Origin of the sequence: Paraburkholderia tuberum STM678 (genome assembly GCF_902833905.1) — a bacterium.
Classification (GTDB): Bacteria; Pseudomonadota; Gammaproteobacteria; order Burkholderiales; family Burkholderiaceae; genus Paraburkholderia; species Paraburkholderia tuberum.
Genome location: NZ_CADFGP010000014.1, coordinates 76,932 through 92,768, shown reverse-complemented (window position 1 = coordinate 92,768; position 15,837 = coordinate 76,932). Strand labels below are relative to the sequence as shown.

Genomic DNA, 15,837 nt, shown 5'->3' with positions numbered 1-15,837 from the left:
CTTATGTTTATCTACATCATCAAACGTCTGCTGCTGATGATCCCGACGCTGATCGGCGTCGTTACGCTGACTTTCTTCGTGACGCAGTTCGTGCCGGGCGGCCCGGTCGAACAGATGATGACGCAGTTGCGTCACGGCCAGCAGCGCGGCGGCGAAGGCGGAGGCGGCGGCAGCGCGTATCACGGCAGCCAGGGCGTCGATCCGCAGCAGATCGAGCAGATCAAGAAGCAGTTCGGCTTCGACAAACCGCCGCTGACGCGCTATCTGAAGATGCTGAGGGACTACGCGCGTTTCGATCTCGGCCAGTCCTACTATCACCATCAGAGCGTATGGGCGGTGATCCGCTCGAAACTGCCCGTGTCGATCACGCTCGGGTTATGGACGGTCGTGCTGACCTACATCGTGTCGGTGCCGCTCGGGATCGCGAAAGCGGTGCGCAACGGCTCGCGCTTCGATACCGCCACCAGCGTGATGGTGCTGACCGGCTACGCGATTCCGGGCTTCGTGTTCGGCGTGCTGCTGCTGATGCTGTTTGGCGGCGGGACGTTCTGGCAGGTCTTCCCGATGCGCGGCCTCACGTCCGATAACTTCGACGAACTCAGCGCGTTCGGCAAGGTGCTCGATTATCTATGGCACATCGTGTTGCCGGTGACGGCGTCGGTGGTTGGCAACTTCGCGATCGTCACGATCCTGACCAAGAATACGTTTCTCGAAGAGATTGGTCGTCAATACGTGCTGACCGCGCGGGCGAAAGGCGCGCCCAAGCGTGACGTGCTGTGGAAGCACGTATTGCGCAACGCCGCGATTCCGCTGCTGACCGGACTGCCCGCCGCGTTTATCGGCGCCTTCCTGAACGGCAACCTGCTGATCGAAACGCTGTTTTCGCTCGACGGCATGGGCCAACTGTCTTATGACTCGGTGATCCGCCGCGACTATCCGGTCGTGCTGGGTTCGCTGTTCCTGTTCACGCTGATTGGTCTCGTGACCAAACTCATTGCTGACGTCTGCTATGTCCTCGTCGACCCCCGCATCCAGTTCAACAGCCTGGACCGATAAGCTGCCGCCCGGCGCGTTGCCGGTGTCCGTGTCGCCTGGGCGACGCGTATGGCAGCGTTTCCGCCGGCAGAAGCTCGGTTACTGGAGCCTGATCGTGTTCGCGACGCTGTTCGTGCTGAGCCTGCTCGGCGAAGTGCTCGCGAATGACCGGCCGCTGATGGTCCGTTACGACGGCCATGACTATTTTCCGATCGTGAAGGACTATCCGGAAACGATGTTCGGCGGCGATTTTCCGACCCGCGCGAACTATCTCGATCCGTTTATCCGCAAGCAGTTGACGGAGAAAGGCAACTTCGCGATCTACCCGCCGAATCACTACCACTACGACACGATCGATTACTTCGCGACGCGGCCGTTTCCGGCGTCGCCGTCCGCGACCAACTGGCTCGGCACCGATCAATACGGCCGCGACGTGCTGTCGCGATTGCTGTACGGCTTCAGGCTGTCGGTGTTGATGGCGCTTGCGCTGACGGTGTCGGGTATCGTGCTGGGCGTGCTGGCGGGTGCGTTGCAAGGCTTTTACGGCGGCCGCACCGACCTGATCGGGCAGCGCCTGATCGAAGTATGGAGTTCGATGCCGGACCTGTATCTGCTGATCATCTTCGCGTCGATCTTCGAGCCGAGTTTGTGGCTGCTGTTTATCCTGCTGTCGATGTTCGGCTGGCTGGTGTTGTCCGACTATGTGCGCGCCGAATTCCTGCGCAACCGTTCGCTCGATTACGTTCGCGCCGCGCGCACGATGGGTTTGAGCAACTGGCAGATCATCTGGCGTCATCTGCTGCCGAACAGCATGACGCCGGTGATCACCTTCCTGCCGTTCCGGATGAGCGCCGCGATTCTGTCGCTGACGAGTCTGGACTTTCTGGGGCTGGGTGTCGCACCGCCCACGCCGAGCCTGGGCGAACTGCTTCAGGAGGGCAAGAACAACCTCGACGCATGGTGGATTTCGGTATCTGCGTTTGCCGCGCTGGTGATCACGTTGTTGCTGCTGACGTTCATGGGCGACGCGTTGCGCAATGCGCTCGACGCCCGTTCACGCGGGTCGGCGTTCGGCGGGAGGAAGTGATGAGCGACGCGACGTTGCACAAGCCTTTGCTGGAAATCGACACGTTCTCGATCCGTTTCGGCGACAAGGTCGCGGTTCGCGAACTGAATCTGACGATCGGGCGCGGCGAGCGGGTTGCGCTGGTCGGCGAATCCGGTTCAGGCAAGAGCGTCACGGCACTGTCCATCCTGCGCCTCGTCGAACATGCGCAGACCAGCGGCCAGATCCGTCTCGACGGCGTCGATCTATTACAGAAAACCGAGCAGCAGATGCGCGGGATTCGCGGCGCCGACGTCGCGATGGTGTTTCAGGAGCCGATGACCGCGCTCAATCCGCTGTTCACGATCGGTCAGCAGATCGCCGAAAGCCTGCGTTTGCACGAGGGTTTGCGGTCGAACGCGGCGCGCGCCCGCGGCATCGAACTGCTGCGCCGTACCGGCATTCCCGAGCCGGAACGGCGGATCGACAGCTACCCGCATCAACTATCCGGCGGACAACGCCAGCGCGCGATGATCGCGATGGCGCTCGCGTGCCGTCCGCGCCTGCTGCTCGCCGACGAACCCACTACCGCGCTCGACGTCACCGTGCGTCAGCAGATCGTCGATCTGCTGATCGAGTTGCAGGAACAGGAAGCCGCCGATCGCGGCATGGCGGTGCTGCTGATCACGCACGACCTGAATCTCGTGCGCCGCTTCGCCCAACGCGTGGCGGTAATGGAAAAGGGTGTGCTGGTCGAAACCAATACGACCCAGGCGCTGTTCGCAGCGCCGCAGCATCCTTACACGCAGCGATTGCTCGACAGCGAACCGCATCGCGAGATCGGGCCGATCGAACCGCACGCGCGTCGGGTGCTCGAGGTGCAAGGCCTCGCGGTCGATTACCGGACGGCCGCGAAAGGCTGGCGCTCGCTGTTCAGCGGTTCGACCTTTCGCGCAGTGCACGACGTCGATCTGACGCTGCGTCGCGGTGAGACGCTCGGCGTGGTCGGCGAATCGGGCTCCGGAAAATCGACGCTGGCGGCGACGCTGCTCGGTCTGCAACGGCCCGCCGCCGGTCATATCCATATCGACGGCGCGCCGTTGTCGGCTTTGCGTGGCGCGAACTCGCGCCGCGCGTTGTACTCGCGGATGCAGGTGGTGTTTCAGGACCCGTTCGGGTCGCTATCGCCGCGTATGACGGTCGAGCAGATCGTCGGGGAATGGATCGAGGTGCACCGGCCGGAAATCGACGCGCGCACGCGCCGCGCGCGGGTGGGGACGATGCTCGAAGAAGTGGGCATGCCGCACGAATCGATGCTGCGCTATCCGCACGAGTTTTCCGGCGGGCAGCGGCAGCGCATAGCGATCGCGCGTGCGTTGGCGGTCGAACCGGAAGTGCTGATTCTCGACGAGCCGACCAGCGCGCTCGATGTGTCGATCCAGCAACAGGTGCTTAAGTTGTTGGCGGGCTTGCAGAAGAAGTACCGGTTAAGCTATCTATTGATCACCCATGATCTGGCGGTGATGCGTGCGATGGCGCATCGCGTGATCGTGATGAAGAACGGCCGCGTGGTCGAGGCGGGAGACACGCTCGATGTGCTGCATGCGCCGTCACATCCTTATACGCAGTCGTTGCTCGCCGCGTCGATGATTGCGCCGGAGCACGACGAACCCGAGGTGCTGCAATGAGTGAATCGCGCTGGACGCAGGCCGCCCGTGCGTTGAAGAGCAATGCGGCGTTCTGGTCCTTACGGATTGTCGATGAACAGATCGACGACCACGAAGTGCGCAACGACGTCGCGCAGCCGCTGCGCACGCAGCGCGAACGCGGCGCCATGCTGACCGCGTGGGCCGGCGCGGGCGCAGGCTATGCGGCAAGCACGGATCTGTCCATCGCGGGCTTGCAGGCTGCGCTCGATATCGCGACGCAACGTGCGCTGGCGAGCGCCGGCGCATCGCTGATCGACCATCGCGCGGTGTCGCGCGAAGCGCTCAGCGGCGCGTATGTCTCGCCCAATGCCGACCAGCCGCTGCCGACGCGCGGCGAATGGCTCGCGCGTCTCGCGCACGAATGCGCCGCCGCGAAAATCGACGACCGGATCGTCGAGCGCACGGCATCCGTGCAGATCACGCGCACCGAACAGGTTTATCTGACCAGCGACGGCGCGCGAATCGACCAGCGCTTTTGCCTCGTGATGCCGGAAATGAGCGTCGCGGCGCACGCGAACGGCGACACGCAGGTGCGCACGCTCGGCGGCAATTACGGCACGCTCGCGCAAGGCGGCGTCGAAGTGCTGGACCGCTACGCGTTCGACGGCGCAGGCGTGCGGCTCGCCACCGACGCGCTGACCTTGCTGGCCGCGCCGAACTGTCCGGCTGGTCCGCGCGACCTGCTGCTGATGCCCGATCAGATGATGTTGCAGATTCACGAATCAATCGGGCATCCGCTCGAACTCGACCGGATTCTCGGCGACGAACGCAACTTCGCCGGATGGAGTTTCGTGAAGCCGGAGATGTTCGGCACTTACCGTTACGGCTCGGAACTGCTCAACGTGACATTCGATCCGTCGTTGCGCGAAGAAGCCGCGTCGTACGCATTCGACGACGACGGCACTGAAGCGCGCAAACAGTATCTGATTCGCGATGGCGTGCTCGAACGTCCGCTCGGTGGCGCGCTGTCGCAACAGCGCGCAAAGATGGCGGGCGTCGCGAATTCGCGTGCGTCGAGCTGGAATCGCGCGCCGATCGACCGGATGGCGAACCTGAATATCGAACCGGGAACCAGCACGCTGGGCGAAATGATTTCCGGCATCGAACACGGCATCCTGATGCGCACCAATACGTCGTGGTCGATCGACGATCACCGCAACAAGTTTCAATTCGGCTGCGAGTTCGGCCAGTTGATCGAAAACGGCAAGCTTACGCAAATCGTCAGGCAACCGAATTACCGCGGCATATCCGCGAATTTCTGGCGCAGTCTGAGCGCGGTCGGCAATGCCGGCACGCGCGAAGTGTTCGGCACGTCGATGTGCGGCAAAGGCGAACCGACGCAGGTGGTGCGCGTCGGCCATGCGTCGCCGCCGTGCGTGTTCACGCATGTCGATGTATTCGGAGGCGCGCGATGACTACAACCAATGCAGTCAATGCAGTCAATGCATCGAGCGGCTTCGATTTCGCCTCGAACGCGCAGTCGCCGGATTGGCACGCGCATTTCGCGCTGCTTGCCGATGCGATCGACACGTTGCTCAGCGGCGACGAAGTGGCGTTGACGCGGCTGTCGGCGGAGCGATCCGACTTTATCCGCTTCAACGGTGGCAAGGTTCGGCAGATCGGCCAGGTGTCGCAAGGCAAACTGACCGTCCGCCTGATCGACGGCGCCAGGCAGGCGTATTCGAGCTTCACGGTATGCGGCGATCCAGCGACGGACCTGCGCGATATCGCCGATGCGCTGAATACGTTGCGCGACGGCTTGCGCGATGCGCCCGACGACCCCCATCTGTTGTACGACGCCACCCAATGGACCCAATCGACGCGCCGCAGCGGCAAGCTGCCCGCGCCCGACGCACTGTTGCGGATCGCCACCGAAAGCGCGCGCGGACTCGATTTCGTCGGCTTCTATGCAGGTGGCTCGATGGTGCGCGGCTTCTCGTCGTCGGGCGGCAGTCGCGGCTGGTACGAAGTCAGCAACTTCAGCTTTAGCTGGTCGTTGTACGACCCGAGCGGCCGTGCGATCAAAAGCACGTACACCGGCGACCACTGGGACGACAGCGTGTTCGCCGCGAAGGTAGAACAGGCCGCCGCACGTTTGCCGGTGCTTGGACACACGCCGCGCGCGTTGTCGCCGGGGCGGTATCGCACGTATTTGGCGCCGGCGGCGATGCTGGAACTGGTCGGCACGGCGTCGTGGGGCGGGTTTTCCGCGCGCGCGAACGCCACCGCGCGCAGCCCGTTTTACCGGCTGCACAGCGGCGAAGTCGCGCTCGATCCGCGCGTGTCGATGACCGAAGACCTGAGCCTGAATATCACGCCGCGCTTCAACGAAGACGGTTATCAGCGCGACAGCGTGCCGTTGATTCACGACGGCCGCAACGCCGGGCAACTGACCAACGCCCGTAGCGCGCGCGAATACGGATTGACGCCGAACGGCGCGCTCGCCAGCGAAACGCCCGAGTCGCTGGCGATGGCTGGCGGCGATCTCGACGCCGCCGATATCCTTGCCGCACTCGATACCGGGCTGTATGTCGGCAATCTCTGGTACGTGAATTTTTCTGACCGGATGAATTGCCGGTTGACCGGCATGACGCGTTTCGCGACGTTCTGGGTCGAACGCGGCCAGATCGTCGCGCCGGTCGACGCGATGCGTTTCGACGACAGCCTGTACCGTTTGCTGTCGAGCGAACTCGAACGTCTCGACGCCCAGCCGGAACTGCTGCTGAACGATGGAACGGAGGGCGAGCGGCAGACCGGCGGCTGGAAACTACCCGGCTTGCTGGCACGCTCGTTCGAACTGACGCTGTGAGCGAGTTTCCGATGACAGATTGAAGGCCATAACAATGACAGAACCAACGACAATATTTGAGAGCACGACACGGTTCGGGGCCGAACCGGTCGAGATGAGCATCAGGCCGCTGGATCCGGACGACGCCGCGCAATTGCACGCGCTGCGTTCATGCCCCGGTGTGATGCGCCAGAACCCGATGCGTCCATATCCGACCTTGCAGCAGACTCAAGGCTGGCTCGCGAAGCTCGCGGCGCCGTCGATGGCGATTGCAGCGTTGGTGGGCGATACGCTGGTCGGCTCGGCCGATCTGCATCCGGGCACGCTGCGTCGCGCGCATAGCGGCTGGCTGGGTATCAGCGTGCACGACGACTGGCAGGGCAAGGGCGTCGGCACGCGGCTGATGGCCGAACTGATCGATGCCGCCGACAACTGGTACGGGCTGCGCCGTCTCGAGCTGAACGTGTTCGCCGATAACCATCGCGCGATTGCGCTGTATCGCAAGTTCGGTTTTTCGCACGAAGCGACCTTTCGCGGCGCCGTGCTGCGCGACGGCATGCTGATCGACTCGGTGTTCATGGGCCGCTTACGCGCGCCGATGGGTCATCTGCAAGCGGAAATCGAGGCGGCCGTATGAACGTCTCGTTGAAACCCGACACGGCGCATGTGATTATCCGCGCCCGCGAAGTGTCCGACCTCGACGCGATCACTTCGTTGATGAACTGCCCCGGCGCGCGGCATGGCACGTTGCAGACGCCGTATCGCTCGAACGCGACGGTCGGGAGCTGGCTCGAAAAAATGCCCGCGAACACGCTCGGACTGTGCGCGGAGGCGGGCGGTCGCGTGGTCGGGATGATCGACGTGTTGCCGCGCATGCACCGGATGGCGCATTGCGCGGGAATCGGTATCGCCGTGCATGACGATTACGTCGGGCGCGGCGTCGGCACGGCGCTGCTCGCGGCGGCCGTCGAGTGCGCGGATACGCTGCTCGGCCTGCGTCGGCTGGAGTTGACCGTGTTCGTCGACAACCACCGCGCGATCGCTCTGTACCAGCGCTTCGGTTTCGTCGAGGAAGGCCGCTCGCCAGCGTTCGCGATGCGCGACGGCAAGCTGGTCGATGCATTCCATATGGCCCGTTTCGCCGATGCGCCGGTGTTCGCTTCGCCGGTCGCGCTCGCACCGAACCCACACGCGTGAGCATGCCTTGGCCGCCTTTTTTATCGACCGACCGGTCTTTGCGTGGATTCTGGCGCTTGCGGTAAGCATCGCGGGTGCGCTCGCGTTGACGCAACTGCCGGTCGCGCAATATCCACGACTCGCGCCGCCGCGTATCGTGATCGACGCCGTCTATCCGGGTGCATCGACGGAAGCCGTGGATGCGAACGTTGGCAGCATCATCGAAGAAAGTCTCGACGGTGCCGACGGGATGCTTTACTACGAAACCGCCAGCGATGGCCTCGGCAACCTTGAAATCGCGGCGACCTTCGCGCCCGGCACCAACCCCGATATCGCGATGATGGACGTGCAGAACCGGCTCAAGCAGGTCGAGCCGCGTTTGCCGCAACAGGTGGTGCAGCAGGGTATCAGCGTTTTCAAGGCCGCCAACACGTTCCTGATGCTGGTCGCGCTGACATCCACCGATGGCACGCGCGATTCCGCGCAACTGAGCGACATCCTCAGCCGCGACATCATGCGCGAACTGAAGCGCGCGCCGGGCGTCGGTTCCGCGCAACTGTGGGACGCCGACGAAGCGTTGCGCGTCTGGCTCGATCCGATGAAGCTGCGCGAATTCGGCCTCGCCGCGTCCGACGTCAACGCCGCGATTGCCGCGCAAAACGCGAGCGTCGCGGCAGGCACACTCGGCGACGCGCCGCTGGTGGACGGCCAGCAGCTGAGCGCGTCGGTGAACGTCAAAGGGCAGTTGCTGTCGCCGGAGGAATTCGGCCAGATCGTGCTGAAAGCGCACCCCGACGGCTCGGCAGTGCGGCTTGCCGACGTCGCGCGGGTCGAGATCGGCCGCGACAACTATACGTTCTGGTCGCGCCTGAACGGCAAGCCGTCGGCGACGGTCGGGATTCAACTCGGGCCGCGCGGCAACGCGCTCGAAACATCGGACGCGATTCGGGCGCGGCTCGCGGAACTGGCGAACCGTTTGCCGCCGGGCGTCGCGGTTCAGGTGCCGTTCGATAGCGCGCGCTTCGTCAGCGTTGCGATTCGCGAAGTGCTGATCACGCTGGCCGAGGCGATCTTGCTGGTGTTTCTCGTGATGTGGCTGTTCCTGCGCGATCTGCGCTACGCGCTGGTGCCGACAGTGGTGATTCCGGTCACGCTGATGGGTGCGTTTGTCACGATGTACGCATTCGGCTTGTCGATCAACGTGTTCACGATGTTCGGCCTCGTGCTGGCGATCGGCATTCTGGTCGACGACGCGATCGTGGTGGTCGAGAGCGTGCATCGCGTGATGGACGAGGAGGGCATGGCGCCGCGCGACGCGACATTGAAAGCGATGAAACAGATCGGCGGTGCGATCGTCGGCGTGACGGCGGTGCTGACCGCCGTGTTCGTGCCGATGGCGTTCTTTCCTGGCGGCGTCGGTGGGATTTACCGGCAATTCGCGGTCGCGATGATTGCGTCGATGCTGGTGTCGTCTTTCATGGCGCTTTCGTTGACGCCCGCGTTGTGTGCGAACCTGCTGAGCGCGCCTGCGCAATCGGTCCGTCAGCGTGACGCGCGACGCGGTTTGCGTGGCGTTGCCGCGCGCCTCTCGACGCGTTTCGAACAGGGCTTCGATCGCGCGTCGCGCGCCTACCGGGCCATGACGGCCGCCGCGATGCGCAGGGTCGGGCCGCTGCTCGCGGTGTATGCCGTATTGCTGCTGCTGTGCGGCGCGTTGTACTGGCGGATGCCGGGCGGCTTCCTGCCCGTCGAAGACCAGGGCCAGCTGCAGGTGATGATCCAGTTGCCGGCCGGCGCGACGCAGGCGCGCACGCTCGCCGTCGTCGAAACGACCGAGTCGATTTTGCGCATGCAAACGGCGGTGGCGAACGTGACAAGCGTGATCGGCTGGAGTTTCGAGGGCAGCGGACAGAACGTAGCGATGTCATTCGTCACGCTGAAAGACTGGGGCCAGCGCGGCGTTGATGCGATGACGCTGCGCGACACGTTGAACCGGTCGTTCAGCCGGATTCTCGACGGCAACGTGCAGGCGCAATTGCCGCCGTCGGTGCCGGGCGTCGGGCATTCGGACGGCTTCACGTTCCGGCTCGAAGATCGCGGCGGCTTGGGCCGCGACGCGTTGAAGGCCGCCCGCGACCAGCTTGCCGAGCGCGCGAAGGCCGATCCGTCGCTGGCGTCGATTCATTTCGAGGATCTGCCCGACGCGCCGCGTATCGAACTCGACGTGGACCGCGCGAAGGCGTACGCGCTCGGCGTATCGTTCGACCGGATTGCGGACGTGTTCGGCAGCACCTTTGGCTCGCACTACGTCGACGATTTTCCGGCGGGTGGCCGGATGCGCCGCGTCCTGGTGGCGGGCGATGCGTCGACGCGGATGACGGAAACTGATCTGCTGGCGTTGTCGGTGCCGAACCAGTCGGGCGCGATGGTGCCGCTGTCGTCGGTTGCGACGCACCGCTGGACCATCGGGCCAGTCGCATTGACGCGCTACAACGGCTATCCGTCGCTCGATCTGAACGGCCGTGCGGCGAGCGGTGTCAGTTCGGGGGCGGCGATGGAGGCGATGGAGCGGCTCGCGGCGAGCTTGCCTGCGGGCATCGCGTTCGACTGGGTCGATGCGGCGCGCGAAGAACGCGCGGCGGCGCGGCAGACACCGTTGCTGCTCGGACTGTCGCTGCTGGCGGTGTTCATGGCGCTGGCCGCGCTATACGAAAGCTGGACGATTCCGCTCGCGGTGTTGATGGTCGTACCGCTTGGCGTAGTCGGCGCCATTGCGGCGATGCTGATGCGCGGCATGCCGAACGACGTCTACTTCAAGGTTGGGATGATCACAGTGATCGGCTTGTCCGCGAAAAACGCGATTTTGATCGTGCAATTCGCGCGCGACCTGAGCCTACGCGGCGTGCCGCTGACGCGCGCCGTGATACGCGCGGCGGGCGCGCGATTTCGCCCGATCGTGATGACGTCGTCGGCGTTCCTGCTGGGCGTCGTGCCGCTGGTGGTGGCGAGCGGCGGCGGTGCGGAAAGCCGCCGGTCGATCGGTACGGGCGTGTTCGGCGGCGTCGTGACGGCGACCTTGCTCGGGCTGGTGTTTGCGCCGGTCGCGTTTCAGGCGGTGGCGGTGGTCGCGCAGCAAGGGCCGCGCGGCGCGCTGCGGCGCTTGCATGGCTATCGGCGTCAGTCGCGCGAGTTGATTCGCGATGTCAGCACATGATCGGCTCACGCGCCGTCGATCTTCGGATACGCACGCGCGAGGCCTTCGTTTTCGAAGCCGAGCCGCTCGAGGAGTCGCGCGCTGCGCAGATTGTCGGGCCGGTAATTCGCCGTTACGCGATGCAGTTGCAGCGTGCTAAAGACGTGGTCGATTGCGTTGCTCAACCCTTCGCGCGCGAAGCCGCGACCTTCGAAGCGCCGCGATACCGGGAACCTGAGATGACGCGCCTGGAAGGATGCGAGACCAAAGATAGAAGTGTCATGGCGGTCTCACTGATGTGGCAACTATCGGCACCCGCCGCAGGAAGATGCGTTCGTCCGAGCAGGAAAGCCGCACACCGCGCGCAGCAAGATGGACCCTCTTGGTTGAAAGAAATGGTGTATCGCGTGAACGGGTATCCCCGCTTACGCAAATAGATGATCGATTGGAAGCACGAAGGGACGACTCATGGCGCAATACGCATGAGCATGGGCGACCGTGCTCGCGGCAGAAGAATTTAAATGCCGTGTTGATTCCTCGTGCATGGGTGCCGATGCCTGCGCAACTTGAGCAAAGAGGTTTTCACGGGCAGCGCAGGAAGAATTGCATCGGGTGGATACGTCATATCAAGTTCCGCTCAACGATGAAGATAGCTTCTTGCGTTGTTGCGTTCGCGCGGGCGAGGCTCGATGAATGAAGTCCCGGCCAGTTGCTCCGATTCGCGGTAGTCCCGCATCTTATCGCGTGCGCGAGCGGGGAGTGTGCACCTTGCCGTTGCGATGTTTCGTAGCGCGTGCGACGCATCGCGCCGCGCGAATGTGCCGCTTGCTCGACCGCACTCGATATGTATTTCGCGCCAACATTTGACGTTGTGTCAGCGATCCGATATACTCTTTTTTCTCTGACGCGGGGTGGAGCAGTCTGGCAGCTCGTCGGGCTCATAACCCGAAGGTCGTAGGTTCAAATCCTACCCCCGCAACCAAAGCATTGTTGAAAGCCCGCATCGCGCAAGCCATGCGGGCTTTTTGACTTTCGGCGCTACGTTTTGCTTGTGGCGCTCGCTGCGTATGCTGCGCGCGTGAATAGATGCAACACGATTCGCGCGGGATCGAGGCCTCGATCCCATCGTCTCTCTCCTCCAATCGCCCACTGCACCGCCGCCTCGTCATGCAACGCGGCGGTATCGAAGCCGGGCAGCACTGAATCTTCCGGCTCGTGTTCGTCGCGAGGATCATGAGATCGGCGCCGCTGCGTTCGAGTTGGCGCGCGGCGTTGGCCATCCGTTCGCCGAGCGCGAGTCAGTATCCGAATCTTCGTTGACCGGTGTGACGCAAGAATCATCCATCGCCCATATCCGATGTCTAAGCCGACGGTTAGCGTGGTCGTCCCAACGACCAGGAGTAGGTTTCAGATGTCATATGAACAGGATTCAGACAGCGTGCGCGTGGTGCTGAGCGCCCCGCAGCTGTCGGCCGTGCTGGCTCGCCACTCGATTAGCCCCACCGAAATGCTTTCCAACCGTCTGTGGGGCGGTTTGCAGGTTGTCGGCGGGGTGCTTGAAATGGCCGGAGCGGCAGCGCTGTGCGTGTTGCCCGAACCGGCGATGGCAAGCAAGGCCGGGTGTGTAGTGTTCGGGGCGCATGGTTCGGACACGGCCGCGGCGGGCCTGCGTCAGGTCTGGACAGGGCGCGATACCGCCAGCTTGACTCAGCAGGGCACGGCGAAGCTGGCAGAGGCGATGCGGGTCAGCCCTGACATGGCAGACCAGATCGGCCTGTCTATCGAGATGGCCGTGCCGTTCGGCTTTGCTGGCTCGATCAAGGCTGCACGCGCGGCCAGCGTTAGGATGGGCCGGATCCATCTGCAAATGCACGAGGCGAAAGCGCTCAATCCAAGGCTCGGAGGGCACACGCTCCAGAAGCATGTTGGTAAGAACGAAGCATGGCTCAGGGAGCGGCTGAAACGTGAACCAAAGCGAAAAATCGTATCCTCGTTTATAACCCTTGAGCATGCCGAACGCGCCATTTCGGAAACGGTGCAGGCCAATGCCGTAAGAATCAGGACGTGGGTGCAGTCCCCAACTCGAAACGCAAAGATCACAGTCACCAAAGTCGTCTCTGGCGACATCGGCTATGGAGTGACGCGGGTTACTGGCGAACTTACGCGAATGAACAACGTCTTCGTCACGCTGAAATACGAACCCTACAACGGCATGCCTTATTACATCCTCACCGCCTACCTTGAATGAGAGAGAAATGAGTTCATCAGAGCGCTATCCCGCAATGGACCACCTCATGAGAACGTATTTCGGCCAGGACTTCGACCTGTTCGGAGAAACCGTCCCGGAAATAGTCGCGTGTTACAAGCAGGACAGTCCTCACGATTACGCCAATTTAGTTCGGGAAATAGACTCGTTCAGGACCGAACACTCGCACGATCTGGCCATTGCGTTCGATCAGATGTATGGGCGCGGATTTTCTCCCGAGCCGTGGGGCTACACCGTCGCTTCTTTTCTTGACGAGATCCAGCGCCTCCTCAACGAGTAATCGGCTTGTTGCAAGGCGCGGACAGTTCCATCCGGTCCGATGTGTATGCACGGGACGTGATGAGTGTCGATCTATCGCTTTCGACTCGCGCCATCTCTCGCCGACAAAGGGAGACGAATCTGTTTTCCTTCCGGCGCAAAACCAGAGCCCCGAGCCCATTTTCACTTCGCCCCGATCGCCCACTCCACCGCCGCCTGCGCATGCAACGCAGTGGTATCGAACACCGGCAGCACCGAATCTTCCGGCTTGATCAGCAGCGTGATCTCGGTGCAGCCGAGTATCACCGCCTGCGCGCCACGCGCGGCCAGATGCTCGATCACGCGTTGATAAACCTTGCGCGACGCGTCGGCCACGTTACCGTGGCATAGCTCGTCGTAAATGATGCGGTGCACGTCCGCGCGTTCGTCCTCATCAGGCACGAGCGTGTCGAGTCCATAGCGCTCGCGCAGCCGGCCCATATAGAACGTCTGCTCCATCGTGTAGCGCGTGCCGAGCAGGCCCACCCGCTCGACGCCCGCCGCGCGCAGCGCCGCGCCGGTCGGATCGGCGATGTGCAGGAACGGTACCGTGATCGCCTGCTCGATCGATTCGCACACGCGATGCATCGTGTTCGTCGCAAGAATCACCAGATCGGCGCCGCCGCGTTCGAGCTGGCGCGCGGCGTCGGCCATCTGTTCGCCGAGCGCGTGCCAGTCGCCGGCGCGCTGGTTCGCCTCGATCGACGCGAAATCGACGGTCAGCAGAAGACTGCGCGCGTTGTGATGGCCGCCGAGCCGCGCCTTCGCGTGGCGGTTCAGCAGCCGGTAATACTCGGTGGACGACTCCCAGCTCATTCCGCCGATCACGCCGATCGTTTTCATCTGTACGCTCCGTCAATGCATGGCCGAAACGGCGAGTATAGGCGCCTCGCATCGCGCGCAGCCGGTACGGATTTCGGCCTGCGCGCCGGTACGCATCGGTGCCCGCATTTTTCTGGCGCCGATAGAATCGTAGCGAGTCCGAACGCGATCAACCGGAGCGAACATGGATCTGATCATCCGCCACGCGACGCTGCCGCGCAGTGCCGCCCAGCTGTCCCCGCATCACCAGTCCCCAGTCGACATCGGCATCGACGCGGGCCGTATCGTCGCCATCGAGCCGAACCTGGCCGCGAGCGCGCGCGACGAAATCGACGCGGCCGGTTCGCTCGTCACGCCGCCGTTCGTCGACCCGCATTTCCATATGGACGCGACGCTGTCGTACGGTTTGCCGCGCGTGAACGCGTCGGGCACGCTGCTCGAAGGCATCGCGCTATGGGGCGAGCTGAAGCCCGAGCTCACGCAGCAAGCGTTGATCGAACGCGCGATGCAGTATTGCGATTGGGCGGTCGCGCGCGGCCTGCTCGCGATCCGCAGCCACGTCGACGTGTGCGATCCGCGTCTGCTCGCGGTCGAGGCATTGCTCGAAGTGAAGCGCCGCGTCGCGCCGTATCTCGATCTGCAATTGGTTGCCTTCCCGCAAGACGGTCTGCTGCGCAGCGCCGGCGCGTTCGATAATCTGAAGCGCGCGATCGACATGGGCGTCGACGTGGTCGGCGGCATTCCGCATTTCGAGCGGACGATGGCCGACGGCGCGCAGTCGGTGCGCATGCTGTGCGAGTACGCGGCCGAAAAGGGCCTGCGCGTCGATATGCATTGCGACGAATCGGACGATCCGCTATCGCGCCACATCGAAACGCTCGCGGCCGAAACGCACCGGCTCGGCCTGCACGGACGTGTCGCCGGCTCGCACCTGACGTCGATGCATTCGATGGACAACTACTACGTGAGCAAGCTGCTGCCGTTGATTCGCGAGTCGGGCGTCGCGGCGATCGCGAATCCGCTGATCAACATCACGCTGCAAGGCCGCAGCGACACGTACCCGAAACGGCGCGGCATGACGCGGGTGCCGGAGATGCTGGCCTCGGGCATCACGGTCGCGTTCGGCCACGACTGCGTGATGGACCCGTGGTACAGCCTCGGTTCGGCCGATATGCTCGAAGTCGCGCAGATGGGCCTGCATGTTGCGCAGATGACCAGCGTCGACGGCATGCACGCCTGTTTCGACGCGGTGACCGTGAACGCGGCGCGCATTCTCGGTCTGGAAGACTATGGCATCGCGCCCGGATGCGCGGCCAATCTCGTCGTGCTCGATGCGCGCGACGAGCTCGAGGCGATCCGTCTGCGCGCCGCGCGGCTCGTGGTGGTGAGCCGGGGCAGGGTGGTCGGCCGCGCGCCGGCCGCGAGCGTGTCGTTATCGCTCGAAGGGCGGCCTGAGCAGGTCGATTTCAAGCTGCATCGCGCGTAGCGACGTATCTCGCGCATCAA

Annotated in this window: 13 protein-coding genes, 1 tRNA gene and 1 pseudogene; 12 read left to right on the top strand and 3 right to left on the bottom strand. The window is 63.6% G+C overall.

The annotated features are described in order from the left end of the window. Positions 1-3: 3 nt before the first annotated feature. The 8 genes from HWY30_RS14730 (at position 4) to HWY30_RS14695 (ending at position 10,967) form a co-directional block, all read left to right on the top strand. Complete coding sequence (locus tag HWY30_RS14730) at positions 4-1,056, top strand: microcin C ABC transporter permease YejB (protein WP_090800838.1); 1,053 nt, start codon at positions 4-6, stop codon at positions 1,054-1,056. Further along, complete coding sequence (locus HWY30_RS14725) at positions 1,010-2,122, top strand: ABC transporter permease (protein WP_090800836.1); 1,113 nt, start codon at positions 1,010-1,012, stop codon at positions 2,120-2,122. The genes HWY30_RS14730 and HWY30_RS14725 overlap by 47 nt, the downstream gene beginning before the upstream one ends. After that, on the top strand, positions 2,122-3,768 hold the full coding sequence (locus tag HWY30_RS14720; protein WP_090800835.1) for an ABC transporter ATP-binding protein: 1,647 nt from the start codon (positions 2,122-2,124) through the stop codon (positions 3,766-3,768). The genes HWY30_RS14725 and HWY30_RS14720 overlap by 1 nt, the downstream gene beginning before the upstream one ends. Next, positions 3,765-5,204, top strand: a complete 1,440-nt coding sequence (locus HWY30_RS14715) for a TldD/PmbA family protein (protein WP_090800834.1) — start codon at positions 3,765-3,767, stop codon at positions 5,202-5,204. Before HWY30_RS14720 ends, HWY30_RS14715 begins: the two co-directional genes overlap by 4 nt. Beyond that, a complete protein-coding gene (locus HWY30_RS14710) occupies positions 5,201-6,598 on the top strand; it encodes a TldD/PmbA family protein (RefSeq protein ID WP_244144913.1) in 1,398 nt (465 codons plus the stop codon). Before HWY30_RS14715 ends, HWY30_RS14710 begins: the two co-directional genes overlap by 4 nt. Positions 6,599-6,692: 94 nt before the next feature. Then, a complete protein-coding gene (locus HWY30_RS14705) occupies positions 6,693-7,214 on the top strand; it encodes a GNAT family N-acetyltransferase (protein ID WP_244144912.1) in 522 nt (173 codons plus the stop codon). Beyond that, complete coding sequence (locus tag HWY30_RS14700) at positions 7,211-7,774, top strand: GNAT family N-acetyltransferase (RefSeq protein ID WP_090800830.1); 564 nt, start codon at positions 7,211-7,213, stop codon at positions 7,772-7,774. Before HWY30_RS14705 ends, HWY30_RS14700 begins: the two co-directional genes overlap by 4 nt. Positions 7,775-7,781: 7 nt before the next feature. Continuing rightward, complete coding sequence (locus HWY30_RS14695; protein WP_090800829.1) at positions 7,782-10,967, top strand: multidrug efflux RND transporter permease subunit; 3,186 nt, start codon at positions 7,782-7,784, stop codon at positions 10,965-10,967. Between the two features lie 5 nt (positions 10,968-10,972). On the opposite strand, the gene HWY30_RS42480 is transcribed toward HWY30_RS14695, so the two are convergent. Beyond that, positions 10,973-11,218, bottom strand: a complete 246-nt coding sequence (locus tag HWY30_RS42480; protein WP_090800827.1) for a GNAT family N-acetyltransferase — start codon at positions 11,216-11,218, stop codon at positions 10,973-10,975. Positions 11,219-11,851: 633 nt separating this feature from the next. Between HWY30_RS42480 and HWY30_RS14685 the strand changes: the two genes are divergently transcribed. Further along, positions 11,852-11,928, top strand: a tRNA-Met gene (locus HWY30_RS14685). Between the two features lie 220 nt (positions 11,929-12,148). Here HWY30_RS14685 and HWY30_RS42975 read toward each other — a convergent pair. Then, positions 12,149-12,244: pseudogene (locus HWY30_RS42975) on the bottom strand (aspartate racemase); the annotation flags it as partial. A 113-nt stretch (positions 12,245-12,357) separates the two neighbouring features. Between HWY30_RS42975 and HWY30_RS14680 the strand changes: the two are divergent. Beyond that, positions 12,358-13,194 carry an RNase A-like domain-containing protein gene (locus HWY30_RS14680; protein ID WP_090805370.1) on the top strand — a complete coding sequence of 279 codons (837 nt, stop codon included), beginning with the start codon at positions 12,358-12,360 and terminating at the stop codon, positions 13,192-13,194. 7 nt (positions 13,195-13,201) lie between these two features. Then, on the top strand, positions 13,202-13,492 hold the full coding sequence (locus HWY30_RS14675; RefSeq protein ID WP_090800825.1) for a contact-dependent growth inhibition system immunity protein: 291 nt from the start codon (positions 13,202-13,204) through the stop codon (positions 13,490-13,492). A gap of 161 nt (positions 13,493-13,653) precedes the next feature. On the opposite strand, the gene HWY30_RS14670 is transcribed toward HWY30_RS14675, so the two are convergent. Next, positions 13,654-14,352 carry an aspartate/glutamate racemase family protein gene (locus HWY30_RS14670; RefSeq protein ID WP_090800823.1) on the bottom strand — a complete coding sequence of 233 codons (699 nt, stop codon included), beginning with the start codon at positions 14,350-14,352 and terminating at the stop codon, positions 13,654-13,656. 163 nt (positions 14,353-14,515) lie between these two features. Between HWY30_RS14670 and HWY30_RS14665 the strand changes: the two genes are divergently transcribed. Then, entirely contained in the window at positions 14,516-15,817 is a 1,302-nt protein-coding gene (locus HWY30_RS14665; RefSeq protein ID WP_090800822.1) for an amidohydrolase family protein, read from the top strand. Positions 15,818-15,837: the final 20 nt, after the last annotated feature.